This is a genomic window from Shinella sp. GW835-FHT14H05, from assembly GCF_058793575.1.
On sequence record NZ_JBXAFY010000007.1, the window covers coordinates 124812 to 149323 of the forward strand.

The 24512-nt window shown below is 63.5% G+C and carries 24 protein-coding genes and 1 tRNA gene; 13 read left to right on the forward strand and 12 right to left on the reverse strand.

Annotated features, from left to right (window positions below; all coding sequences use genetic code 11):
• Positions 1–33: 33 nt before the first annotated feature.
• Entirely contained in the window at positions 34–579 is a 546-nt protein-coding gene (locus tag AC1Q6Z_RS21090; RefSeq protein ID WP_492649158.1) for a dihydrofolate reductase family protein, read from the reverse strand.
• Between the two features lie 220 nt (positions 580–799).
• On the opposite strand from AC1Q6Z_RS21090, the gene AC1Q6Z_RS21095 reads away from it, so the two are divergent.
• The 6 genes from AC1Q6Z_RS21095 to AC1Q6Z_RS21120 all read left to right on the forward strand — a co-directional run bounded on the left by AC1Q6Z_RS21095 (position 800) and on the right by AC1Q6Z_RS21120 (position 5837).
• The gene (locus AC1Q6Z_RS21095; RefSeq protein WP_256118663.1) at positions 800–982 is read left to right on the forward strand and encodes a hypothetical protein; all 183 of its coding nucleotides are present in this window, start codon (positions 800–802) and stop codon (positions 980–982) included.
• 285 nt (positions 983–1267) lie between these two features.
• Positions 1268–1858 (forward strand): hypothetical protein, encoded by a 591-nt coding sequence (locus AC1Q6Z_RS21100; protein ID WP_256118662.1) that lies wholly within the window; start codon positions 1268–1270, stop codon positions 1856–1858.
• 349 nt (positions 1859–2207) lie between these two features.
• A complete protein-coding gene (locus AC1Q6Z_RS21105; RefSeq protein WP_492649159.1) occupies positions 2208–3584 on the forward strand; it encodes a M10 family metallopeptidase in 1377 nt (458 codons plus the stop codon).
• Positions 3585–3804: 220 nt separating this feature from the next.
• Complete coding sequence (locus tag AC1Q6Z_RS21110) at positions 3805–4140, forward strand: hypothetical protein (RefSeq protein WP_256118660.1); 336 nt, start codon at positions 3805–3807, stop codon at positions 4138–4140.
• 71 nt (positions 4141–4211) lie between these two features.
• On the forward strand, positions 4212–4958 hold the full coding sequence (locus tag AC1Q6Z_RS21115) for a class I SAM-dependent methyltransferase (RefSeq protein ID WP_492649160.1): 747 nt from the start codon (positions 4212–4214) through the stop codon (positions 4956–4958).
• Between the two features lie 231 nt (positions 4959–5189).
• A complete protein-coding gene (locus AC1Q6Z_RS21120; RefSeq protein ID WP_492649161.1) occupies positions 5190–5837 on the forward strand; it encodes a hypothetical protein in 648 nt (215 codons plus the stop codon).
• Between the two features lie 69 nt (positions 5838–5906).
• On the opposite strand, the gene AC1Q6Z_RS21125 is transcribed toward AC1Q6Z_RS21120, so the two are convergent.
• On the reverse strand, positions 5907–6350 hold the full coding sequence (locus AC1Q6Z_RS21125) for a DUF3597 domain-containing protein (RefSeq protein WP_492649162.1): 444 nt from the start codon (positions 6348–6350) through the stop codon (positions 5907–5909).
• A 165-nt stretch (positions 6351–6515) separates the two neighbouring features.
• Positions 6516–6590, reverse strand: a tRNA-Gln gene (locus AC1Q6Z_RS21130).
• A 220-nt stretch (positions 6591–6810) separates the two neighbouring features.
• Here AC1Q6Z_RS21130 and AC1Q6Z_RS21135 point away from each other — a divergent pair.
• The gene (locus tag AC1Q6Z_RS21135; RefSeq protein ID WP_492649163.1) at positions 6811–7107 is read left to right on the forward strand and encodes a cupin domain-containing protein; all 297 of its coding nucleotides are present in this window, start codon (positions 6811–6813) and stop codon (positions 7105–7107) included.
• A 5-nt stretch (positions 7108–7112) separates the two neighbouring features.
• On the forward strand, positions 7113–8060 hold the full coding sequence (locus AC1Q6Z_RS21140; protein WP_492649164.1) for an MBL fold metallo-hydrolase: 948 nt from the start codon (positions 7113–7115) through the stop codon (positions 8058–8060).
• Positions 8061–8118: 58 nt separating this feature from the next.
• Here the strand turns inward: AC1Q6Z_RS21140 and AC1Q6Z_RS21145 are convergent, their stop codons facing one another.
• Positions 8119–9024, reverse strand: coding sequence for a DUF1499 domain-containing protein (locus AC1Q6Z_RS21145; protein ID WP_492649302.1), 906 nt, complete (start codon positions 9022–9024; stop codon positions 8119–8121).
• A gap of 186 nt (positions 9025–9210) precedes the next feature.
• Between AC1Q6Z_RS21145 and AC1Q6Z_RS21150 the strand changes: the two genes are divergently transcribed.
• Together AC1Q6Z_RS21150 and AC1Q6Z_RS21155 are read left to right on the forward strand one after the other, a co-directional pair.
• Complete coding sequence (locus AC1Q6Z_RS21150; protein WP_492649165.1) at positions 9211–9594, forward strand: hypothetical protein; 384 nt, start codon at positions 9211–9213, stop codon at positions 9592–9594.
• A gap of 61 nt (positions 9595–9655) precedes the next feature.
• A complete protein-coding gene (locus tag AC1Q6Z_RS21155) occupies positions 9656–9913 on the forward strand; it encodes a hypothetical protein (RefSeq protein ID WP_492649166.1) in 258 nt (85 codons plus the stop codon).
• Between the two features lie 3 nt (positions 9914–9916).
• Here AC1Q6Z_RS21155 and ppdK read toward each other — a convergent pair whose 3' ends face one another.
• From ppdK to AC1Q6Z_RS21180, 5 genes are all read right to left on the reverse strand, one after another.
• Positions 9917–12586, reverse strand: a complete 2670-nt coding sequence (gene ppdK / locus AC1Q6Z_RS21160; protein ID WP_492649167.1) for a pyruvate, phosphate dikinase — start codon at positions 12584–12586, stop codon at positions 9917–9919.
• Positions 12587–12767: 181 nt separating this feature from the next.
• A complete protein-coding gene (locus AC1Q6Z_RS21165) occupies positions 12768–12914 on the reverse strand; it encodes a hypothetical protein (RefSeq protein WP_492649168.1) in 147 nt (48 codons plus the stop codon).
• An 84-nt stretch (positions 12915–12998) separates the two neighbouring features.
• Entirely contained in the window at positions 12999–16463 is a 3465-nt protein-coding gene (gene smc, locus AC1Q6Z_RS21170) for a chromosome segregation protein SMC (protein ID WP_492649169.1), read from the reverse strand.
• A gap of 75 nt (positions 16464–16538) precedes the next feature.
• Positions 16539–17399 carry a DsbA family protein gene (locus AC1Q6Z_RS21175; protein WP_492649170.1) on the reverse strand — a complete coding sequence of 287 codons (861 nt, stop codon included), beginning with the start codon at positions 17397–17399 and terminating at the stop codon, positions 16539–16541.
• 271 nt (positions 17400–17670) lie between these two features.
• On the reverse strand, positions 17671–18225 hold the full coding sequence (locus AC1Q6Z_RS21180) for a DUF721 domain-containing protein (protein WP_256118646.1): 555 nt from the start codon (positions 18223–18225) through the stop codon (positions 17671–17673).
• Between the two features lie 107 nt (positions 18226–18332).
• On the opposite strand from AC1Q6Z_RS21180, the gene mutY reads away from it, so the two are divergent.
• Both mutY and AC1Q6Z_RS21190 read left to right on the forward strand, forming a co-directional pair.
• Complete coding sequence (gene mutY, locus AC1Q6Z_RS21185) at positions 18333–19430, forward strand: A/G-specific adenine glycosylase (protein ID WP_492649171.1); 1098 nt, start codon at positions 18333–18335, stop codon at positions 19428–19430.
• A 79-nt stretch (positions 19431–19509) separates the two neighbouring features.
• Complete coding sequence (locus tag AC1Q6Z_RS21190) at positions 19510–20127, forward strand: HAD family hydrolase (protein WP_439616638.1); 618 nt, start codon at positions 19510–19512, stop codon at positions 20125–20127.
• A 331-nt stretch (positions 20128–20458) separates the two neighbouring features.
• Here the strand turns inward: AC1Q6Z_RS21190 and AC1Q6Z_RS21195 are convergent, their stop codons facing one another.
• On the reverse strand, positions 20459–21589 hold the full coding sequence (locus AC1Q6Z_RS21195; protein WP_492649172.1) for a site-specific DNA-methyltransferase: 1131 nt from the start codon (positions 21587–21589) through the stop codon (positions 20459–20461).
• Positions 21590–21823: 234 nt separating this feature from the next.
• Between AC1Q6Z_RS21195 and AC1Q6Z_RS21200 the strand changes: the two genes are divergently transcribed.
• Positions 21824–23500 carry a vWA domain-containing protein gene (locus AC1Q6Z_RS21200; protein WP_492649173.1) on the forward strand — a complete coding sequence of 559 codons (1677 nt, stop codon included), beginning with the start codon at positions 21824–21826 and terminating at the stop codon, positions 23498–23500.
• A gap of 215 nt (positions 23501–23715) precedes the next feature.
• On the opposite strand, the gene AC1Q6Z_RS21205 is transcribed toward AC1Q6Z_RS21200, so the two are convergent.
• Together AC1Q6Z_RS21205 and AC1Q6Z_RS21210 are read right to left on the reverse strand one after the other, a co-directional pair.
• Complete coding sequence (locus tag AC1Q6Z_RS21205) at positions 23716–24063, reverse strand: antibiotic biosynthesis monooxygenase family protein (protein WP_492649174.1); 348 nt, start codon at positions 24061–24063, stop codon at positions 23716–23718.
• Complete coding sequence (locus tag AC1Q6Z_RS21210; protein WP_492649175.1) at positions 24060–24389, reverse strand: NIPSNAP family protein; 330 nt, start codon at positions 24387–24389, stop codon at positions 24060–24062. The genes AC1Q6Z_RS21205 and AC1Q6Z_RS21210 overlap by 4 nt, the downstream gene beginning before the upstream one ends.
• Positions 24390–24512: the final 123 nt, after the last annotated feature.

Sequence of the window (24512 nt, forward strand, 5' to 3'; positions counted from 1 at the left end):
CGAAACAACGCTCATCCATTCCGCAAGCGACCGTCAGACCCTCGATCCCGCATCGGGAACATAGGTCAGCCTAATCACATCATCGTCAATCCGATCGTTCGTGACGAGGCGGAGCGGCGGGCGGGGACCGGCGAAATAGGGTTTGCCGTGGCCGAGCACGACGGGATGCAGGTAGATTCGATATTCGTCGATCAGGCCAAGCTCGGTGAGGCTTTTCGCCACGTCCGGGCCGGCAACTTCGATTTCACCCTCGTGCGCGGCCTTCAGCGCGCGGATCTCGCCCTCAAGATCATCTCCAAGAAGCGTGGCATTGGGGCCGACCGACGTCAACGAACGCGAGACGACCCACTTGGGCTGGGCCCGCCACGCCGCGGCGAAGGCACGTCTATCTGCGTCCCACTCCGGATGATCGTCATCCCAGTAACGCATGATCTCGTACATGCGCCGACCATAGATACTGCCCGCCTGCCCCCGCGCCTCCTCGATGAAATGGCGGAACAGCGTAGGGCTCGGCCCGAAAGACATATGGTCGACATAGCCGTCGAGGGACTGGTTCATTCCAAACACGAGCTTCGCCATGCCAGTTCCTTCCTCGCGCGGCACATTCCCAAAGTGCTGATTGCGATATGCAACCGGTTAAAGGCTAGATCGAGTGGTTTCATATTGCAACCGGTTTTTTGAAGTATGTATGAATGCTCAAGGGCGACCGGTCGCTTTTCGGCAACTCAACCGCCGCTTTTTCGCCATCTTGACCACGCGTTTCCACTCCCTATATTGCGCTGCAACAAAGGAGCGAAACATGAACGTAGCGCCGAGAAATCCAATCACCGACCTTCGCGCAAGCACTGGCTATACCATCGAGGAGCTGTCGGTGGTTTCCGGTCTCACCGTTATCGAGATCATGAAAATCGAGAGCGGTGAGTTGGTCGACCCTGCAAAGGTTGCCCGCCTCTTTGCGGCGGCGGGGTTAAAGCAGGTGTAACTAGCGCATGACATCTATCTCCAAGACAGCTTGGTTGGACATTTAAGGGGGCTTTTGCCCCCTTTGTTTTGCGTGCCCCATGCGGCTGGCCTTGAGCAACTTTTACTGGAGCGCTCAATCGCTATGCTCGAATGAAAAATACTCCGGCTAGCAGCACCAAGGCGGCCGCCTGCAAAAACCACATTGGCCATTCTGACGACATGACAATTCCTCCTGTAACGGAAGGCGTGTAGAAGGGTTTGGTTCCGCAAAAGCGGCACTGGGCACGCAAAGGGGGTAGGGAAAATGTCGGTTCATGAAATCACAGCCAAGATAAACAATAGCAGCATTCTCGGCATGGGGTCGAAGCCCGATTCGAACAGTACGAACCGGCACAACACGCTTTCGGCGACGCACCGGCTGAAAAACTCCTTCGTACACACCAAAGCAACGGTGAACGCCACCAGCAACCGGCTTTCCTTTGTCGATGCCGCCAGCTCTATCGATTTCAATTCGAGCTACATTCACTTCCAGGACGACTGGACGACCTGCGGCACCCTGGACGTAAACCGCCGCCTTGTTGCGAGCGGCAACTTCAGCGGCTGCACCTACAAGGTCTTCGATTCCGGCTCCGGCGCCTTCACCTGCCTGCATATTGCACGGCCGTCGGGCAAAGGTGCGGATGCCCTGGTCGGGCTCGCCGACGATTATGCGGCTCAAAAGAAGTGGACGCTGGTGCGCGAGGTCAAGACCGTCGGCCATATCGGGGTCAACGGGTGCAAGGAAATCTTCCTGATTTCCTATCTCTCGCCGAACAAGGAGATCCACACGATCCGCGTGAACCTCAACAATATGGGCCTCGTCGTCGACAAGGAATTGTTTGTCGACAAGGTTTGATGCGCGCGCCGAATCAACGGCGTCGGGCTGGCGGGCCGGGCATCCAGGCCGCCAGCGCGTAGCCCTCCGGCCTGACGATATCTCGAAAAACTCCACAAAAGCCTGGTTTTTAGCCCTGCGGTCAGTCAGTTCGCGCCTTCATGCGCAATACTGCCCCGATAAGCAGAAGTATGACCAAATTTGTTCTTCCGTGCATGAATAAGGCTTCTTGCAGGAACGTTTCCCATTCCTATGATACCAGCATTCAAGGGGCGGGAGTGCGTCCGACGCAGGCACAATGCGTGCGGACCGGGGGAAATACTCGCCTTCCAGCAGAAATCCAGACGTTTTGGTCGAAGGGGCAACACGCATGACCGGCACAGGCAAGACGACAAAGACAATCTTCGCGACGGGATCGCAGTTCATTGACGCCGTCCTCAGCGGAAACGCCTGGGGCGGCACGAACATCACCTATGCATTCCCGACATCCACCAACAACTATTCCTACACGAACGAGACGAGCAACAATTTCGGCTCCGTCTCGCTCATGCAGAAGAATGCGGCCCTCTTCGCCATGGAGAAGAGTTTCGGCGGCACTGCGAATGACGGCTTTTCCGTCGAAGGCTTTACCAACCTCAATTTCAGCGCCGGCTCGTCGAGCACCGCAACGCTGCGCTTCGCCCAGTCCGATGCTGCGAACCCGACGGCCTATGCCTATTATCCGGGCGGGTCGGCCGAGGCCGGCGACGTCTGGTTCAGCACGGCCTATGCCGGCACGATCAACGACTACCGCACGCCACAGGCCGGCAACTATGCCTGGCACACGATGATCCACGAGCTCGGCCACGCGCTGGGTCTCAAGCACGCGCATGAAACTGATACATTCGGCGCCATCCAGCCCGAGTGGAACAGCCCCGAATATACCGTGATGACCTACAACGCCTTCGTCGGCGATTCGGGCGGGCCCTATCAATATGAAGAGTTCGGCGGACCACAGACCTTCATGATGGCCGACATCTACGCGCTCCAGCACATGTATGGCGCGGATTACACGACGAACAAGGGCGCGACCGTCTACAAATGGAAGCCCGGCAGCGGCGACACGTTCGTCAATGGCAAGGTCGCGATCGACGCCGGCGGCAACCGCATCTTCGCGACGATCTGGGACGGCGGCGGAAACGACACCTACGACCTGACGGCCTACAAGACGGGTGTCGAGATCGACCTTCGCGCCGGCGCCTATTCGATGTTCAGCAAGACCCAGCTTTCGTTCCTCGGCGGCGGGCCGAACGACGGCTATTCCCGCGGCAACATCTTCAATGCGCTGCTGTTCAACGGCGACAAGCGCTCTCTCATCGAGAATGCCAAGGGCGGCTCGGGCAATGACAGCATTCTCGGAAACGAGGCCAAGAACAAGCTGTACGGCAATGGCGGCAACGATACGCTGAACGGCGGAGGCAACACCGACAGGCTCGACGGTGGCGCCGGCAACGACAAGCTGACCGGCGGTTTCGGCGCGGATATCTTCGTGTTCAAGAAGGGTTATGGTCGCGACACCATCACCGACTTCAAGAACAATATCGACGATATCGACCTGCGCTCCTACAATTTCTCCAAGATCAGCCAGGTGCTGAGCAAGGCGGACCAGGTCGGCAGCGACGTGCATATCGAGCTCGGCGGCAACGACGTGCTGATCCTCAAGAAGTTCAACATCGACAATCTCGACAAGTCGGACTTCATTCTCTGAAGCCTCTCCCGGCGTGCCCTGACCCATTCGCGGCCGGGGCACGCCCTCACGCTTGCGCGCCGTCGACGCGAACTGTTGCAAATCCGCACGTTTGACGCCTCTTCGATGGGGATGACGGGAAAGTTCGCATGGTGGCGATTCCCCTTTTGCGCGCGCTGCGCTATGGCGAATCCAGGCTCCCATTCACGGCCACACCAAAGCTCCCAAGGAACTGGCACACATGAACTCCCGCATTGCAATTCTGGCAGGCGTCGCGCTTGCCCTCGCCGGATGCACCACCGCAATCGTCGCGTCCAATCCGCTGCAGGCCCGCTGGAACGGCAAGACCGCCGGCAGCTTCTTCGCGGCCTATGGTCCGCCGATCTCCGACGTGAGCGGCGCGGGCGGCACGACGCTCTACAAGTGGCGCGGCGGCTTCTCCAAGGGCAAGTCCTGCACGGTGGAGCTGACCGTCAACGACGCCTACCGGATCAACAACATCCGCGCCGTCGCCGACCGCGTCGACCCGAAGGGCGGTCCGACCCATTGCGAAAAGGTGCTGGACGCCGCGTCGTAAACAGCAGGCGCGATCGACATTTTCGAAGGCCGCGCATCCCTGTGCGGCCTTTTCCTTTTTGGGAGGACGACATGGACGAGGACCGCCTCTACCACGACCCGGCGCTTGCCGATTTCTACGATCTGGAAAACGGCTGGGAGCGCGCACCGGATTTCGACTTCTGCCTAAAACTTGCAGCAGACGTCGCAAGCGTGCTCGACCTCGGCTGCGGCACCGGCGAGCTCGCCGTGGCGCTTGCCGGCGGCAGGACGGTCGGCGGCGTCGATCCCGCACCGGCCATGCTCGCCATCGCGCGCGGCAAGGCGGGTGCTGAGGCTGTCGAATTCGTCGAGGGCGATGCCCGCACGCTGCGCCTCGGCCGCCGTTTCGAGCTCGTGCTGCTGACCGGCCACGCCTTCCAGGTTTTCCTGACGAAAGAAGACCGCCAGGCAGCCCTCGCCACCATCGCCGCCCACCTCGCCCCCGGCGGCCGCTTCATCTTCGACAGCCGCAACCCCGCCTGCCGCGAATGGGAGGAATGGGGGCCGGAGGAATCCATGCGCCTCCTCGACCACCCCCGCTTCGGCCCCGTCGCCGCCTGGAACGACGTCGCCCACGACCCCGCCACCGGCATCGTGACCTACGGCACCCACTACGAAATCCGCACCACCACCCAACGCCTCTCCGCCACCTCCCACATCGCCTTTCCGGAGAAGGCGGAGCTGGAGGTGTTGATCGCGGAAGCGGGCTTGCGGGTGGATCGGTGGCTCGGGGATTGGGAGGGAAATGCCTGGCTGCCGGGCGCCAAGGAGCTTATTCCGCTGGGTGGGTTAGGCTAAGATTTTTCCTCATGACCAGAGGCCCTAATCACGCCAGCATTGTTGCGTCTTAAACGCCTGAAGAAACAGCCTAAAGGCCATGGCCGCAGCCTGAGATCGATACGAATGCTTGAGAGTCCGCTGCGACTCAACGCACACTACTCCTCAGCAAATTGCAACTTCCAATTCCAAATTGAATATCCGAGAAAAACTGCTACAGGCATAAGAATTTCCATATTCTTGAGCTTCAAGATGGTTCCGGAACTCCCAAATAAATTCGCCCGAATTGGCGCAATTCTGGCACTGATCGGATCATTGATATGGATCCAATGGCCTATTGATTTTTCTAAGTTTAATTTTGCAGCCGTAATTCTGCTGATCGCATCATTTGTAACTTGGGTTAGCGTTGAGCTTGCCGAATATGCGGGAAATAGAAGCTCGCATGACAACGCCATGTCCGACGACGTTGATAAAGCCAATTTGCTTTTAAAAATTATTGATGAAAAACAATACTATATATTGAAGTTTAAGGCCGTTCAAACTCATATGGATGACGACGACTATGAGGGGCTTAGGCGCTTAATAAACTTTCGAGACAAAGATATATTTCCATTTCACAATCAAAAAATACAGTCTAATTACGAAAAATTCTGCACTACGGCGCGCGATTTTCATTCAGAATTCTATAGTTTGTACACATCTGACGGCCATGGCGGATCAACATGGCGTCCGCCAGGGGAGCGATATGTAGATGACGAGATTTACAACAAGGTCCGGAAAAAAATTGCGGTGCTGGATAACAAGGCATCGACGCTTGCAATGCAGTGGGAGGAATTTATTGCAGTTTCCCGGCAAGAATTAAAAGGCGCTTCGAAGTCAGTGCAGCGCTACGACATGTGAGCCTTACGCACAAATTACTCCGCTTGAAGCAGAAGCCCGCCGAACCTCTCGGCGGGCTTCTTTAATCAATCAATCCAGCAAGTCGGCCGGCACCTTGCCGCCGTTGTCGGCGAGGGCTTTCAGCAGGGCCTTGTGCAGCCAGATGTTCATGCTGGCGGAGTCGTTCTTGTCGCCCGTAAAGCCGAGTTCGTCGGCGAGCTCCTTGCGCTCCTGGAGGCTGGCATCCATGCCGAGGGCCTTCATCAAGTCCACGATGGAGCGGCGCCAGTCGAGCTTCTGGCCATTCTTGGCAACGGCAGCGTCGAGGATCGCCGCGACGTCGACCGGCTGGCTCGGCGTGGCCGCAACCGGCTGGCTTTCAGTGGTCGTTACGACCGCCTCGTTGCTGATCGTCGGCGTCGCGGAAACATCCGCCGTCGCCGGCTTGACGGCATCGGCCGTGATCGTTTCTACCGGCTTTTCTTCCTCTGCCTTGCCGAAGAGCTTTTCCTTGATGGAACTGAAGATACCCATGTGTGACTGACTCCCTGTTGATCTCTACCGGCTCTGACTCGGCGAGACGGAAAATAGAGGCGTTCCTCTTCATTTCAATGAAGGCCATGGCACAGATAAGCGCAAGCAAAACCTGGCTTTCGCCGGCGTTTAAAAAGCGCCTCTATTTGTTATGGAAAAGAGCCGTGGCTGGGGCGCCAGGATTCGAACCTGGGAATGCCGGTACCAAAAACCGGTGCCTTACCGCTTGGCGACGCCCCAACATGGCGGGAGCCTGATAGCAAAGGCGCGAGGCGTGGACAATGCTTAACTTCCGCCTGGGGTGATTATTCTCCGTGCGTGGCTCTCGAATTGCGCGGGCTTCAGCCTTGGCAGGCGGGCGTGGCGGGGATAGGGTCCGGGCATTCGACCGTCTTTCCGGCGGCGGCTTGCCCCCTTTGACCGGGCGCACCAGCCGCGCCGATTCTCACGAGGAGCCGCCATGTCCCAGTTTCGCGCCCGCCCGCCGGCGATGCCGACCGTTCTTCTCGACGATGCGGTGGTGCGCGTGACGCGCTGGGATTTCGAGCCGGGCGCCGATACCGGCCATCATGTGCACGGGCTCGGTTATGTCGTCGTGCCAATGACGGATTGCGATTTCCTCATCGAGGAGGAGACCGGCGAGCGGCGGGTGCACAGCAAGTCGGGTGCGGTCTACCGGCGCGAGGCGGGCGTGGCGCACAATGTCGTCAATGGCGGCGACAAGCCGATGAGCTTTATCGAAATCGAATACAAGTGACAGCCGTGTCCAATTCCGCACAAGACGACAGCCAGGAAGCCCCGCATTTCGACCTGGAGTTCAAGCCGGCGCATGGCGAGGCGGTGCCGGTGGCGCGGCGGGTGCAGCGCATCACCGTCAACAATCCCGGCCCCTTCACCTTCCACGGCACGAACAGCTATATCGTCGGCGACCGTTCGGTGGCGGTGATCGATCCCGGCCCGGAGGACGAGGCGCATTTCCAGGCGCTGATGAAGGCGCTTGCCGGGCGCGAGGTGACGCATATCGCCGTCAGCCACACCCACCGCGACCACTCGCCGCTCACTCGCCGTCTCAAGGCGGAGACGGGCGCGATCGTCGTGGCGGAGGGGCCGCACCGGGCGTCGCGACCGCTGCATGCCGGCGAGGTCAACCCCTTCTCCGAAAGCTCGGACATGGATTTCGTGCCGGATATCGCGCTCGGCGACGGCGAGACGGTGGAGGGCGACGGCTGGGCACTGACGGCGCTGCACACGCCCGGCCACACGGCCAACCACGCGGCCTTCGCGCTCGACGGGCCGGAGGGCATCGTCTTTTCCGCCGACCATGTGATGGCCTGGGCGACGACCATCGTGGCACCGCCGGATGGCGCCATGGCGGACTACATGGCCTCGCTCGACCGGCTGCTTCAGCGCGACGACCGCCTGTACTTCCCCGGCCATGGCGGGCCGGTCACCGAGCCGGCCTCGTTCCTGCGCGGGCTTCGGACTCATCGGCGCATGCGCGAGCGGGCGGTGCGCGAGCGGGTGCGCGCCGGCGACCGGCTGATTGCGGACATGGTGAAGGTGATCTACCGCGAGACGGACCCGCGCCTGCATGGCGCCGCCGCCCTTTCGGTGCTGGCGCATCTGGAGGATCTGGTGGGGCGCGGCGAGGTGGTGACCGAAGGGCCACCCGCGCTGAAGGGGCTCTATTTCCCCGCCCCCGGCTTCTAGAGTCTTACGTTTGTCTTTTCGGGAAAACCGGTTTCCACTTTTCCCTGACAAACTCTGATCAGTCGCCCGCGATGCCGAGCAGTTCGGCGTCGAGCGCCTTCAGGTAGCCCTCCACCAGCTCGGCGCCGATGCCGAGATCGTGCGGGCCATAGCGCGAGGCGGCGCGCATGTCGACCAGCGTCGTCTCCGCCTCCTCGCGCAGCCGGATGACCACATCGAAGCGGAAGCCGAAGAGCGGCGAGCGCCATTCGCCCTGCAGCAGCACGTCGCCGGGGCCGCCGATGCGCGGCATGATCGGCGTTTCCAGCGGGCGGGCTTCGGGGATCGGCACGTCGCCGAGCGGTTCCTCGCTCGCGGAGGCTTTGTTGGGGTCGACGACGAGGTCTTCCAGGTCGGCGAGGATATTGTCGAGCCCGTTCTCGGCGGTGATGGTGATGCCGTAGGCCGTCGCCACCTTGCGCACGCCCTGATAGACGCGGTCGAGTGCGCCGTCGTAGCGCCGGCCGGAAAGGCCGGGATAGGCTTCGAGCTGCACGGTACGGTCGCGGGCCGTCACGATGCCGACGCGCGGCAGCCAGTCCTGCTCGGCCGAGGGTTCGGAAAGCCAGGGCGGGGCGGCGACGGTATCCGTCGTCACGTCGTAGAGCGCCGGCTTGTAGAAATAGGCGTAAGCGCTGGCGCCGGCCACGCCGAGCGGCAGGAGCGAGAAGAGCAGCGCCGTCAGCGCCGCCTTGCCGCCACGCGCGCCGACATGCCAGAGGCGCGCCAGGCCCACGGCCGCCAGCAGCACGGCCAGCCCCGCCATCACCGCGGCGAAACCCGCCAGCACCAGGAAATGCGGCGTGGTCAGCGGCCCGAAGCGGTGCGACAGCACGGCGGCGATGAACAGCAGGCAAGAAAACAGCGCCATGCGCCGCGCCCAGTGCGCCGCATGCGAAACGGGCCGTTCGTACTGGATCGTGATTGCCATGGCCTCACCGGATGCGCCTGCCGTTCCCTCTCCCTAGCGCAGTGCCGCGGATTTTTCCATCGGCTTGGTGCGGCATCTTGACCGGGGGTTTTGCGGCACGGCGGCGGAAAATCCTTGCGTGCCGCAAATTCGCCACGCTCGTTAACGATTTTTCACACACGGGGGTTGAGAAGGAGCAAGATGATGTTGCCGATGCAGACGGCTGCCGACACGGCGATTGCCACCACCGCTGGCGAACCCGCCCTCCCCCTGGAGCTTCTGGAACTCGAACTTTCGCTCGATGGTTTTTCCGGCGACGAAGCGGGTTTTGCGGGCGCGGTGCGCGCCGCCGCCGATCGGGTGGGCGGCGATTTCCTGTTCGACCTTCCCGCTTCCGGGCTTGCGGAGGATTGCCGGCGTATCGCCGCACTGCGCGTGCCGCAGGGTGACGACGGCGCGCTCGCCGTGGTTTTCGCGCTGCTCGATGCGGAAGGTGCGGCCATCCGGGTGGAGAACCCCGACGAGAAGACCAAGGACCTGAAGCGTTTCGCGGATGCCTTCGTCGACGTGCTGGAGCGCATCTGAGGTCTTGCGAGCGCCCACTTACGGGCCTATCCATGGCGCGTCACAGATCGCCGGAGCCCGCATGTCCAAGATGCTCATTCGCCTCGCCGCCCTCGCCGCCACCGCACTCTTCCTCGCCGGCTGCCAGACGGCCGCCGAAGTGCGCGCGAATGACGAGAACAGATGCCGCTCCTATGGGTTCCGTATGGGCACGGACGCCTTCGCCGAATGCCTCCAGCGCATAGACCTCAACCGCCGCGCGGATTTCCGCGCCGCGCGCATGGAATCGCCGCTGTGGGATCGGCCGACCTACATCTACGTCCGTGGACGCCGCCACTGATCCTCAGCTCTTGCTGCCGTTGAACGCCGCCTGCGCCGCCGCGAGCCTTGCGATCGGCACGCGGAAGGGCGAGCAGGAGACGTAGTCGAGGCCCGCCTCCTCGCAGAAGTGGATCGAGGCCGGATCGCCGCCATGTTCGCCGCAGATGCCGAGCTTCAGGTCATTGCGGGTGCGGCGGCCACGCTCGGCCGCGATTCGGATCAATTCCCCCACGCCATCGAAATCGAGCTGCACGAACGGGTCCTGCTCGACGATACACTTCTGGATATAGGTCGAAAGGAACGCCGACGCGTCGTCGCGCGAGATGCCGAAGGTCGTCTGCGTCAGGTCGTTGGTGCCGAAGGAGAAGAACTCGGCCGATTCGGCGATGACATGGGCGCGAAGGGCTGCACGCGGCAGCTCGATCATCGTGCCGACGAGATAGTCGATCGTCACGCCGGTCTCGGCGATCACCGCCTTGGCGACCTCCTCGATGCGGGCCTTGACGTAATCGAGCTCCGCCTTGAGGCCGACGAGCGGCACCATGATTTCCGGCACGACGGCGGCCCCCGTTGTGCGCGCGGCTTCCGCCGCCGCCTCGAAGATGGCGCGGGCCTGCATTTCGGCGATTTCCGGATAGGAAATCGCCAGCCGGCAGCCGCGATGGCCGAGCATGGGGTTGAATTCGTGCAGCGTATCGACGCGGCGGCGCAGCACCGCCTCGTCGATGGCGAGTGCGGCCGCCACCTCGGCGATCTCCTCGTCGCTCTTCGGCAGGAATTCGTGCAGCGGCGGGTCGAGCAGGCGGATCGTCACCGGCAGGCCATGCATGATCTCGAACAGCTCCACGAAATCCGAGCGCTGCATGGGCAGGAGCTTTGCAAGCGACGCCCGGCGGCCTGCCTCGTCCTCGGCCAGGATCATCTCGCGCATCACATTGATGCGGCTGCCCTCGAAGAACATGTGCTCGGTGCGGCAAAGGCCGATGCCCTCGGCGCCGAAGGAACGCGCCGCGCGGGCATCCGCCGGCGTCTCGGCATTGGTGCGCACCTTCATGCGGCGCGTGCGGTCGGCCCATTCCATGATCTGGCCGAAATCGCCGGAGAGTTCCGGCTGGAGCATGGGGATCTCGCCCTTCAGCACCTGGCCGGAGGAGCCGTCGATGGTGATGATGTCGCCCTTGGTGAGCGTCAGGCCCTGGGCGATCAGCAGTTCGTTGCGCAGATCGACGCGCAGCGTGCCCGCGCCGGAGACGCAGGGCGTGCCCATGCCACGCGCGACGACGGCCGCATGGCTCGTCATGCCGCCGCGGGTGGTCAGGATGCCCTCGGCGGCATGCATGCCGTGGATGTCTTCCGGGCTCGTCTCGATGCGCACGAGGATGACCTTGCGGCCCTCCTCCTCTGCCTGCACGGCATCTTCCGAGGTGAAGACGATCGCGCCGGTCGCGGCACCCGGCGAGGCCGGAAGGCCCGAGCCGATGACGTCGCGGCGCGCGCGCGGATCGATGGTCGGGTGCAGCAGCTGGTCAAGCGAGGCGGGATCGATGCGCGCGACGGCCTCGCCCTCGCTGATCAGCCCCTCCGTCGCCATATCGACGGCGATCTTCAGCGCCGCCTTGGCGGTGCGCTTGCCCGAGCGGGTCTGGAGCATCCAGAGCGTGCCGCGCTCGATGGTGAATTCGAGGTCCTGCATGTCGCGGTAGTGACGCTCCAGCCGGTCGCAGATGGCGCGGAACTCGGCAAAGGCTTCCGGCATCAGCTTTTCCAGCGACGGCCGGTCGGAGCCTGACGCGATGCGTGCCTCCTCCGTGATGTTCTGCGGCGTGCGGATGCCGGCGACGACATCCTCGCCCTGCGCATTGACGAGGAACTCGCCGTAGAGCTTGTTTTCGCCCGTCGAGGGATTGCGCGTGAAGGCGACGCCGGTGGCCGACGAATTGCCGAGATTGCCGAACACCATCGCCTGGACGTTGACGGCCGTGCCCCAGATGGCGGGAATGTTGTGCAGGTGGCGGTAGGTGACTGCGCGGGCATTCATCCAGCTCGCAAAGACCGCGCCGATGGCGCCCCAGAGCTGGACTTCCGGATCCTGCGGAAATTCCTCGCCCAGTTCTTCGCGAATGATGTCCTTGTAGCGGCCGATGACATGCTGCCATTCGACCGCGGAAAGCTCGGTATCCTGCTCGTGGCCGAGGCGACCCTTCTCGTCTTCCAGGATTTCCTCGAAGACCTCGTGGTCGAGGCCCATGACGACATCGCCGTACATCTGGATGAAGCGGCGGTAGCTGTCCCAGGCGAAACGCGCATCGCCGGCATCATGGCCGAGCGCCTGCACCGTGCTGTCGTTGAGGCCGAGATTGAGCACCGTATCCATCATGCCGGGCATGGAGGCGCGCGCGCCGGAGCGCACGGAGAGCAGCAGCGGCTTTGAGGTATCGCCGAAGGCGCGGCCGGTGATCGCCTCCATCTGGCGAAGCCCGGCGCGGACCTGGTCCTTCAGCTCCGGCGGCAGCATGCGGCCGCTGTCGTAATAGTGGTTGCAGGCGGAGGTGACGATGGTGAGGCCGGGCGGCACCGGCAGGCCGAGATTGCACATTTCGGCAAGGTTCGCGCCCTTGCCGCCCAGCAGATTGCGATCGCTCGCGCTGCCTTCGGCGCGGCCTCCCCCAAAGGTATAGACCCACTTCTCCATCGACGCCTCCCCAAATGCGTTTTGACAATCTACATGAACAGCATGTCTTTGAAAACGCGGCGTGATGAGTTTTTTGCTGCATTGCATCAAAATTGCGACGGCACTGCAACATTATGAGAGCGAGATACAAAAAAGCCGTGCTCCCGGCGGAACACGGCTTGCGGTCGATGCGATCGACGGCTCAGTTTCCTTCGATGGAAAGCCCCTGCTCGTCTACCTTGATCTCGACGCCATCAGGCTTCTTTTCTTCCTGATAGGCATAGTAGGAAAAGCCGGCCACCACGACGATGAGGGCGCCGATGATCATGTAAAGTGCGTTTCTATTCACGTTTGGTCCCCGATTTCACAGATTGCCCGCGAATGTTCGCAGGCTCTCATAAACGCACGGGGGCAGCGTTTGTTCCTGAATGTATCAGGAAGCCTCGCGAAGCTGCTCGGCCGTCTGCAAGTCCACCGAGACCAGTTGCGAGACGCCCTGTTCGGCCATGGTGACGCCGAAGAGGCGGTTCATGCGGGCCATGGTGATGGGGTTGTGGGTGATGATGATGAAGCGGGTCTCGGTGGAGGCCGCCATCTCGTCCATCAGGTTGCAGTAGCGTTCCACATTGTGGTCGTCGAGCGGGGCGTCCACCTCGTCCAGCACGCAGATCGGTGCCGGATTGGTGAGGAAGACGGCGAAGATCAGCGCCATGGCGGTCAGCGCCTGCTCGCCTCCGGAGAGCAGCGTCATGGTCTGCGGCTTCTTGCCCGGTGGGCGGGCGAGGATTTCGAGGCCGGCATCGAGCGGGTCGTCGCTCTCGATCAGTTGCAGTTCCGCCGTGCCGCCGCCGAAGAGGTGGGTGAAGAGGCGCTGGAACTGCACGTTGACCACGTCGAAGGCGGCAAGCAGGCGCTCGCGGCCTTCGCGGTTGAGGCTCTGGATGGCGGAGCGCAGCTTGCGGATCGCCTCGATAATATCCTCGCGCTCGGCGACGAGGGCATCGAGCTTATCCGTCAACTCCTTCTGCTCTTCCTCGGCGCGCAGGTTGACGGCGCCAAGCCGCTCGCGCTCGATCCGCAGGCGGTCGAGCTCCCGCTCGCGCTCGCGCGGGTCCGGCAGCGGCGAGCCGGGCGGATGGCCAGTGAGCTTGTAGGCTTCATGCGGCGCGCAGGACAGCGCCTCGCGGATGCGGGCCTCGCCCTCGACGCGGCGTTCGCGGGCCGAGACGAGGCGTTCTTCCGCACGGCCGCGGGTTTCGCGCGATTCGGCGAGCTGCGAGAGCGCGGTGACAGCCACGCGGTCGGCCTCGCGCTGGCGGTTTTCCGCCTCCTGAAGCGCGTCGGCGGCCTCGCGGCGGGCGGCCTCGGCATTGGTGAGGCCGGTCAAGAGTTCGCGGCGCTTTTCCTCGATCTCATCCGGCGCCTCAGCGAGGCTCTCCATCTCGTCGCGCGCCTCCGCCTCGCGGTCACGCAGCGTTGCGATGTGGTTTTCCGCATTGGCGGCGCGGCTTTTCCACGTCTCGCGCTCGGCGGAGATCGCCATCAGCCGGCGGCGGCGGTCGGCCATTTCGCGGGCGAGGCCGTCATGGGCGGCGCGGACCTCGGCAAGTGCCGCGCGGTCGGTCGCAACGTCCATCGTGTGGGTGCGCAGGCGCAATTCCAGATCGCCGAGGTCGGGTGCGTCTTCCAGTGCGCCGCGGGTGTCTTCCAGGAATTCCGCGGCCTCTTCCGCCTGCGCTTCGATCTGCGCCCTCGTTTCGGAGAGCACGGCGCGGCGGCGGATGAGGTCGCCGGCGGCGCGTTCGGCCGCTTCCAGCGCGTCGCGGGCCTCGGCGAGCATGCGGCCGGCATTGCGCTGCGCCTCGCGCGCCGCCTGCTGGCGCTGCGTTTCGGCGCGGATCGTTTCCCCGGCGCGGGTGAGATCGGCTTGCGCATCGGCAAGGGCCGCGCGGGCGTCTTCCAGTTCGGCTTCGAGTTCGGCGAGGCGGTTCTTTTGTTCGAGACGCAGGGCGGCGGCACTTGGCGCATCGGCGCCGGTGACATGGCCGTCCCAGCGGAAGACGGCGCCCTCGCGGGTGATCAGGCGCTGACCGGTGCGCAGATGCGGAAGGAGGGACAGCGCCTCGTCGACGTTTGCGACGACGCCGATCTGCGCGAGCCGCCGGTGCAGCACTTTTGGCGCACGGACGTGTGCGGTCAGCGCGGTGACACCGCTCGGCAGATGCGGATCGTCAGAGGTGTTGCCCGACAGCCGCCAATGGGCGGGCGCCGAAACGTCCGTCGGCGATTCGAGATCGTCGCCGAGGGCTGCACCGAGCGCGGTCTCATAGCCTCGATCGACATGCACATCCTCGACGACAGGCGCAAAGGAGCCGTCGCCGGCACCGGCCTCCAGCATGCGCCGGATGGTGCGGGCTTCCGTCTCGATGCCGGCCAATCGCGCGCGGGCCGTATCGACGGGGGCGCGCAGCGCGGATTCGGCAAAACGCGCCTCTTCCAGCGCCTCTTCCACGGCGGCAAGCATCTCGCCGGCCGCTTCCAGCGCCTCCTCGGCGGCCTGAACGTCGGCGCGGCGCTCTTCCGGATCGGGAAGGGCCGCAATGCGGGCGTCCATCTCCTCAAGCTCGCGAGCCTGCGCTTCGAGCTGCTGGCCGAGCCGCAGGTGGCGTTCGGACAGGTCGCGGATCGCCTTTTCGAGCTGGTTGCGCATGGCGGACGCTTCCGCGCGCTCCGCCGTGACGGCGGCAAGTGCCTCTTCGCTTTCCGTGAGCTTCGCGGCCGCCTCGTCCATGGTTTCGCGGGCGGCCTCGGCGCGCTCGTCGGCCTCGGCGAGGATCTCGCCGATTTCCTCCTCCTCCGCGACCAGCCGCTCCAGCACGGCGGCATTGTCGGCCACCATGCGCTCTTCGCGCACGATATCCTCGGCAAGCTGCGCGAGGCGGCGGGTGAGTTCGTCGCGGCGGCGCAGCAGCCGGGCGGAATCCTCTTCGAGCTGCGCGCGGGCGATCTGCAGGCGTTGCAGCACGGCGGCGAGTTTCGCTTCGTTCTCGCGCAGTTCCGGCAGCTTCAGGCTGGCGACGGCCTGTTCCTTGGCGGCCTGCATCTGCGCGTTCGCGCGTTCGGCGACGAGCGAGGTCGCCTGGTTGAGCTGGCTTTCCGCCTCGCCTTCCGCCTCCTTCGCCTGCACCCAGCGAATGTGCAGCAGCATTGCCTCGTGGCGGCGGATATCGGCGGAGAGCGCCTTGAAGCGGTTCGCCTGGCGCGACTGGCGCTTCAGGCTCTCGATCTGGCTTTCGAGCTGCGAGGTCACATCATCGAGCCGTTCGAGATTGGTTTCGGCGGCGCGCAGGCGCAGTTCCGCCTCGTGGCGGCGCGAATGCAGTCCGGAAATGCCCGCGGCTTCTTCGAGAAGCTGGCGGCGGGCCTGCGGTTTCGCCTGGATCAGCTCGCCGATGCGGCCTTGCCCGACCATGGACGGCGAGCGGGCGCCGGTGGAGGCGTCGGCAAAGAGCAGCTGCACATCCTTGGCGCGCGCTTCCTTGCCGTTGATGCGGTAGATCGAACCGTTTTCGCGCTCGATACGGCGGGTGACCTGGATCTCGTCCTGGTCGTTGAAGGCGGCTGGCGCGGTGCGGTCGGCATTGTCGAGATAGAGGCCGACTTCGGCGGTGTTTCTCGCGGGGCGGTGTCCGGAGCCGGAGAAGATGACGTCGTCCATGCCGGACGCGCGCATGTTCTTGTAGGAATTCTCCCCCATCACCCAGCGCAGCGCCTCGACAAGGTTCGACTTGCCGCAGCCGTTCGGGCCGACGACGCCGGTGAGGCCGCGCTCGATGATGAATTCGGTGGGTTCGACGAAGGACTTGAAGCCGAGCAGGCGGAGCTTGGTGAACCTCATACGCTCACCCAACCCACAACGTAAAAAGCGGGCGAGCGGCTTCCGCCGTCGCCCGCTTGAAATCCGGCCGAAGGATCAGAGCATGCTGTCGATGAGGGCCGACATAGAGTCAACCGACATGTCTCCGGAATAACGCTTGCCATTGATGAGGAAGGTCGGTGTCGCCGCGACGCCGAATTCCTTGGCACCGCGCTCGCGTACCGAGTTCACATCATCCAGAAGCTTCTGGTTCGTCAAGCAGGCCTGGAAGCTCTCCTGTGTAAAACCGGCGAGTTTCGACATCTGGAGCAGCGCTTCGCGGCCATCCTGCGCCGCAGCCCAGGTTTCCTGCTGTTTCATCAGCATGGAGATCATCGGGAAATACTGCGAGGCATCCGTCAGTTCTGCGGGCGTCGCCGGCTTGCAGCGCGCCAGCATGAAGGCTGCGGCAGCGCGCGGATCGAACGGGAACTCGCGCACGATGAAACGAACCTTGCCGCTGTCGACATACTTCGCCTTGATCGCGTCGAAGGTGTTGTTGTGGAAGGCCGCGCAGTGCGGGCAGGTCGTCGACATGTATTCGACGATGGTGACGGGGGCATTGGCCTCGCCGAGCGCCATTTCCGGCAGCGCGCCGGCCTTCAGCACTTCCGCCATGTCCACGTCGCCTTCGGCGGAGGGAACTTCCGCCGTCTTGGTCTCGGTGGCAGGGGTCTGCGCAGTCTCGGTGGTGGTTGTCGTCGTGGTAGTGGTCGGGGTCGTCGCGGTTTCCGTCGTCGTGCCGGTGGACGTGGCCGGCGTCGAGCTTGCGCTTTCCTCGGTCGTCGTCTGGCTGGTTTCGGGAGCCTTTGCGGTCTCCTTCTTCTCGTCGCTGCACGCGACGAGCGTCACGGCGAGCGCGGCAACAGCGACGCCGGAGAAGAGGCGCTTCATCAGGCTCATTTCGGAAAGGGACATGGTCTCTCCTGTCGGAAGGGATATGGAATTCTTTGGTCCATCGACGCAATGGCGGTCGGAAACCGGAATTGCTCTCGGCACTCCCGTTATACCTGCTTTGGGGCGGGAACAAGCGGTGTTAAGGCAAGTAACTTCAAAGAATTGTGACCGTTCGATGGTCTTACGCGACGCTTTCGAGCGCAGTTCGATCTGACTGGATCAGATCGGCGCTCTATCCTTTTTTTGAAGCGCAATCTTATCGATCCTCGTTTCACTCCGGTCGGATTGCGCTTTAGCGCGTCTTCGCGCGGCCGCCGAGCACCGCCGTGCCGAGCCGCTTCAGCGCCGCCTTCAGCGCGTCCCCCTCGATGCCGTCGACGAGGTCGTCGAGATGGCGGGCCGCCTCCCCCGTCAAGGGGCGCGGCTTCGGCCGGCCGCGCGACAGCGGCGTCACCGGTTTCTGCACGATGCGCACCTGGCTGATCGCCGGAAAGCCGAAGAAGCCGTTGATGCGCTGGATGATCTCGCCCTGCTGGTGGCTGAGGAAGAGAGCCCGCGCACCCTCGCAGGCAATCGTCAGCACGCCCGGCTGGTGGCCACCGCCCTCGCCCGTCATTTCGGAGGCGCGGCGCGGCCAGGTGATACGCTCGGGCCGCGTGCAATCGGCAAATTGCGCGCCGGCGATCTCGTCCCAGGAGCCGAGCAGCATCGTATTCAGCCCGGCGCGCTTGGCGAGCACGGGGTCGATGAGCGCATTCGCCACTTCGCTGATCTGGACTATGCCGCGTCGCTGGCCGCTCTTGTAGCCGCTTTGCGGGCCGCGCCAGGGCGCCTTGCTGGTGTTCACGTTGACTACCCCGATCGGGAAAATATTCCTGTCTTGCCGGCGAAGCACCTTGAAGATCGCCGACCGCTCCGCCAGTTATAGGCGCTCCGACCCCGTTCAGGCAAATCATGACCCAGGCCCACCGGACCGCGGCGCCCGCCGACCTCATTCTCGACTGGTACGACCGGCACCACCGCGACCTGCCCTGGCGCGTGAGCCCGCCGATGGCCGCGCGCGGCGTGACGCCGGACCCGTACAGGATCTGGCTTTCCGAGGTCATGCTGCAGCAGACGACGGTGCAGGCGGTCAAATCCTATTTCGCGCTCTTCACCACCCGCTGGCCGACCGTCACCGATCTCGCGAAGGCCGACAACGAGGACGTCATGAAGTCCTGGGCGGGGCTCGGTTATTACGCGCGCGCCCGCAATCTGAAGAAATGCGCCGAGGCCGTCGCTTTCGAACATGGCGGCGTGTTTCCCGATAGCGAGGACGGGCTGAAGGCGTTGCCCGGCATCGGCGACTATACCGCCGCCGCCATCGCCGCCATCGCCTTCAACCGGCAAAGTGCCGTGCTCGACGGCAATGTCGAGCGCGTCATCTCGCGCCTGCATGCCATCGAGACGCCGCTTCCCGCGGCGAAACCCGAGATGCGGGCGCTGGTCGCGACGATGACGCCCCAACATCGGCCGGGCGACTTCGCCCAGGCGATGATGGATCTAGGTGCCACGATCTGCACGCCGCGCCGGCCGGCCTGCGCGCTCTGTCCGGTGAATGCGCATTGTCGCGTGCTCGGCCGCGAGGACCCGGAGCTTTTTCCGCGCAAGGCCGCCAAGAAGGAGAAGCCGGTGCGCGTCGGCGCGGCTTTTGTCGCCGAGGACCAGACGGGCGCCGTCTTCCTGCGCAAGCGCATCGACAGCGGCCTGCTCGGCGGCATGACGGAAGTGCCGGGCAGCGCCTGGACCGCCCGCATCGACGGCGAGACCGGCCTTGCCGCTGCCCCCTTCCCGGCCGACTGGCAGGCCTGCGGCACCGTCACCCATGTCTTCACGCATTTCGAGTTGCGCCTCTCCATCTACCGTTCCATGGTATCCGGCGCGGTGCGGACCGGCGAAGGGTGGTGGCAGCCGAAGGAGACGCTTGACGGCGAGGCGCTGCCGACCGTCATGAAGAAGGCAATAAAGCAAGCGATACCGGATGCTTTCGGGCGAGTAGCGAATAGGGAGTAGCGAAGAGGAACAAGTGCTCGCGAACGTCCTTCTGGCAACTACTCCCTATTCGCTACTCGCCTATACACACGAGGAAAACATGAGCAGCATCGAAATCCGACACATCGTCTTCGACATCGGCCGGGTGCTGATCCATTACGATCCCCATATTCCCTTCACCCGCCTCATTCCGGACGATGCCGAACGCAACTGGTTCTTCGCCAATGTCTGCACCCATGACTGGAACCTGGAGCAGGACCGCGGGCGCGACTGGGCGGAGGCGGAAGCCCTGCTGATCGCCGAACATCCCGAGCGCATCGACGAGATCCGCGCCTTCCGCAAATATTGGCACGAGATGGTCTCGCACGCCTATGTGGAGAGTGTCGCGATCATGGAGGCCCTCATCGCGGAGGGCCGCGACGTGACCATGCTCACCAATTTCGCCCCTGACACCTTCAAGGAAGCGCGCAAGCTCTTCCCCTTCCTCGACATGCCGCGCGGCGTGACCGTTTCCGGCGAGATCGGCCTCATCAAGCCGGACCTCGCGATCTACGAGAAGCATACGAAGGATTTCGACCTGTCGCCCGCCCACACGCTGTTCATCGACGACAGCGGGCCAAACGTGGTGGGTGCCCGCGCCGCCGGCTGGCATGCCGTGCAGTTCACCGATCCGGAAAAGCTGAAGAGTGACCTTGCCGCGCACGGCATCCTGCTTTGAGCGGTGTTCGATCCCTCTGAAACCGAAACGCCCGGAGCCTTGCGGCTCCGGGCGTTTTCGCATTTCCGGGACTGAAGGTACTAAAACCGGAAAAGCGATATCCTGCCTGCCTGACCGGTTGATCGGTCTCAGCTTTCCACAACGATTTCCGTTGCTTGGCCTGATGTATTTGCCAAACTACCCTAAGCGCCTGATGGTTAAGATCAACTGAATGCTCGAAGTGGAAAGTTTGGGTTTTTGCGGCGCGCGGCGCCTTCAAAAGCCACAGCCCCCGGTGCAGGGAACACCGGAGGCCGCAGCTGGAGAACCACGTTTTAGGTTCGGGTATTGTTTATTCGAGGCCGGCCATGCCGCTGCGCACCACGGCGCGCAGGGCATCGATCGGCTTCAGTTCGGCACCGTCGGCATAGTGCCAGAAGGTCCAGCCGTTGCAGGCGTCGAGCCCCTGCACCTTGGCGCCGACCCGGTGGATGGAGCCGGCATCGCTGCCCGAGGCGAGCGTGCCATCGGCGCGCACGATGGCGCTGTGGCGGCGGCGCGCATCCGTCAGCACCGTGCCGGGCGCGATCAGGCCGCTTTCGATCAGCGTGTTGAAGGCGACGCGCGGCTCGGCCTTCTTGCCACTCATGACGGAGAGCATGCCGGAACCGAGCGGCTCGACCGCATCGATGCGCTCGCGGGCGGCGTCGATATAGGCCTGTTCGCGCTCGATGCCGACGAAGTGGCGGCCGAGGCGTTTTGCCACTGCGCCTGTCGTGCCGGAGCCGAAGAACGGGTCGAGGATGACGTCGCCCGGCTTGGAGGAGGCCATCAGGATGCGGGCGAGCAGCGCTTCCGGCTTCTGGGTCGGGTGCACCTTCTTGCCGTCGGCATCCTTCAGGCGTTCGCCGCCGTTGCAGATCGGGAACAGCCAGTCGGAGCGCATCTGCACGTCGTCGTTGGCGGCCTTCATGGCGTCGTAGTTGAAGGTATAGCCCTTGGCCTTGGCATCGCGCGTCGCCCAGATCATCGTCTCATGCGCATTCTGGAAGCGACGGCCCTTGAAGTTCGGCATCGGATTGGTCTTGCGCCAGACGATGTCGTTGAGGATCCAGAAATTGAGGTCCTGCAAGGTCGCGCCGACGCGAAAGATGTTGTGGTAGGAGCCGATGACCCAGATCGTGCCGGCGGGCTTCAGCACGCGGCGGCAGGCCAGCAGCCAGGCGCGGGTGAAGGCATCATAGGCTTCGAAGGAGGCGAACTGGTCCCACTCGTCGTCCACCGCGTCGACCAGCGACTGGTCCGGCCGATGCAGCGTGCCACCGAGCTGGAGGTTGTACGGCGGATCGGCGAAGATGACGTCGACCGACTGGTCCGGAAGCGCCTCGAGCGCTGCGACGCAGTCCCCCTTGATGATCGTGTCGAGCCACGCACTCCGGCGGGGCGAACGGGAGACGTCTGCAAGCGAAAGAACAGATGGCATTTGATACTCGCTGATACGCTTACTCGGAACTGAACTGTCCCTTATGGTTACCGAAGATGGTTACCAAAGGCTGAAAGGATTGAAGAAAAAGCGAAACTCGTTTCGTGGCGGGATCGTCGGCGGAATTCAAGCGGCACCGAATAGACCTCCCTTCCCGCACGTCACTAACGCAACATCGCCGAGCCCTGCCGGCGTGGGCGGGCAGGTTTTACTTTAAGGTCGAGGAGGATAAACGTGCGATTGAGAGCCGTCTTCATGCTTCTGGCGGGGCTTCTTGCCGCCACCGAGACGATTGCCGCCGACAAGACGATGATCGTGCTCGATGCCTCCGGCTCGATGTGGGGGCAGATCGGCGGGCGCGCCAAGATCGACATCGCCCGGGAGACGCTCGGCACCGTTCTGAAATCCGTGCCTGTCGGCACCGAGCTCGGGCTGATGGTCTATGGCCACCGCGAGAAGGGCTCGTGCAGCGATATCGAACTCGCCGTACCGCCGGGTGCGGGCACCGAGGATGCGATCAATGCCTTCGTCGCCGGGCTCAATCCCAAGGGCAAGACGCCGATTTCGCATTCCGTCGAGCAGGCGGCCGATATCCTCAAATATACCGAGGACAAGGCGACGGTGGTGCTGGTGACAGACGGGCTGGAGACCTGCGAGGCGGATCCCTGCGCGCTCGCCTCGGCGCTCGAAAGCAAGGGCGTAGATTTCACCACCCATGTCGTCGGCTTCGGCCTGACCGAAGAGGAAGGCAAGCAGGTCGCATGCCTCGCTGAAAACACCGGCGGCAAGTATTTCCAAGCTTCCGATGCCACACAGCTCGTGGCGGCGCTGACGGAGACGGTGGCGGATGCGCCGATGTCGAAGCCGACGCAGGAGGTGGCGGTCGCCGAGCCGGAACCCGAACCGGTGCCGGCGATCGAGTTCAACACCGAGCTCGACAGCGTGCTTTCGGAGGGCGGGCCGTCGCTCGGCGACAACAACGACGTCTTCTGGACGATCTACAAGGCGGATGCGAATGGCGCGCCGGAAGGCGACTACATCGAAAGCCAGTACAAGGGCAAATATTCCGGCAACTACCCGCCGGGCAAATATGTGGCGGTCGCGACGCTGCAAAGCTCGATCAAGCGGCAGGTGCCCTTCGAGGTGAAGGACGGCGAGGTCGCAAAACCCTTCATCAATTTCGATGCCGCCTATGTGACGGTCAAGCCGAAGCGGACGCCGCAGGATGCGGAGGCCGATTCGAATGCGGCCGTCGAGATCGCCTTCGGTGACTATTCGACGACCTATTATGGTACCGCAAAATTCTATGCTTCCGCCGGCGAGGTGACGCTCAATGGCGCCATCGGCCCCGCCAAGGTGTCGGAGACCTTCACGGTGAAGGCCGGCGAGACGGTCGAGCGCGACCTCGTCATCGGCTCGGGCATCGTGCTCAACAAGGCCATCTACGCCGAGGGCGGGCCGGAGGTGGATTCGGGCAACATATTCTTCGAAGTGGTCGAGGCGAAGAAAGCCATCGACGGTACGCGCAAAGCCATCGCCAACAGCTACGGCACAGGCACCAAGATCGACGTTCCCCCCGGCGAACATGTGCTGACGGCAAAACTCGGCTCGGCGACGGGCGAAATCCCCTTTACCCTGAAGGCGGGCGAGATGAGCGAGGTCATCGTCAACATCAATGCCGGCGTATTGGCCGTCACCGCCCCCGGTGCCTACAGCATCGAAATCGTCAGCGCCAAGAAGGACATCCAGGGCAACCAGAAGTCCATCTCCACCAATTACGGCCCCGAATGGCAGGACACGCTGCCGCCCGGCGATTACGTCGTGCGGGTGAAATACGAGGGCGATGTGGCGCCGAAGGAGGCCAACACGACGATCAAGGCCGGCGAGCGGTCGGAAGTGACGGTGGAGTAATCGGCATGCTTTTCCCAGAGGGAACAGCAGCATAAGGGCTGCCCCTCATCCGCCTGCCGGCACCTTCTCCCCGCAAGCGGGGAGAAGGCGGATGTGGCAACGCGCGATGCCTTGATCGATAGGAAAACGGCGCAGCGCAGTCCCTTCTCTCCGCTTGCGGGGAGAAGGTCGCGGCAGCGGGATGAGGGGCTTTCACAACGTAAAATGCCCTCACGTCACGCCGCATGAAACGCCCGGCTGTCCTCCGGCGCCTCATCCCGGTCGTTGAGGCCATAATCCCGCACCACGCTCGCAATGCGCAGTCGGTAGGCGTCGAGCACGCCATCGCGGCCCATGGCCTGGGCGGCGCGATGTTCCTCCGTGTTGCGCCAGGCCTTCACCGCCGCCTCGTCGCGCCAGAAGGAGAGCGAGAGCAGCCGGGTCGGGTCGGTGAGGCTGCGGAAGCGCTCGATGGAGAGGAAGCCGTCGATGCCGTCGAGCAGCGGGCGCAGGTCTCGCGCGGTGTCGAGATAGAGATCGATGCGGCCGGGTGCGGGCACGACCTCGAAAATGACGGCGATCATGGCGTTACCCTCGGGGCGTGCGGCAGCGAGACGTTTTTCAGGAAGATGCGGTCCTCCTTCAGGATGAAGCGCTCGCTGCGGGAGAAGTCGTAGTTTTCCCGGCCGAGCGGATCGGCGGTGAGCCTTGCGCGGTAGGCCTCGTAGGCGGCGAGATTTTCGATGTTGTAGACGCCGTACGCCGTGGTGGCGGAGCCTTCGTGCGGGCCGAAATAGCCGATCAGGTCTGCCCCGCAGCGCGGGATCGCCTGCCCCCAGTTGCGGGCATAGGTGGCGAAGGCATCCTTTTTGAAAGGGTCGATCTCGTAGCGGATGAAGCAGGTGATCATCGTGATTTCTTCCTGTTTGGCGCAATCCCGGACGCAAAACCGCTTACGCACTTTTGCTGGTATTGCTTCTGTTTGCGATGACCCCTTTTCCCACATTGCCGGACGCGAATGCTTCGGTTATCA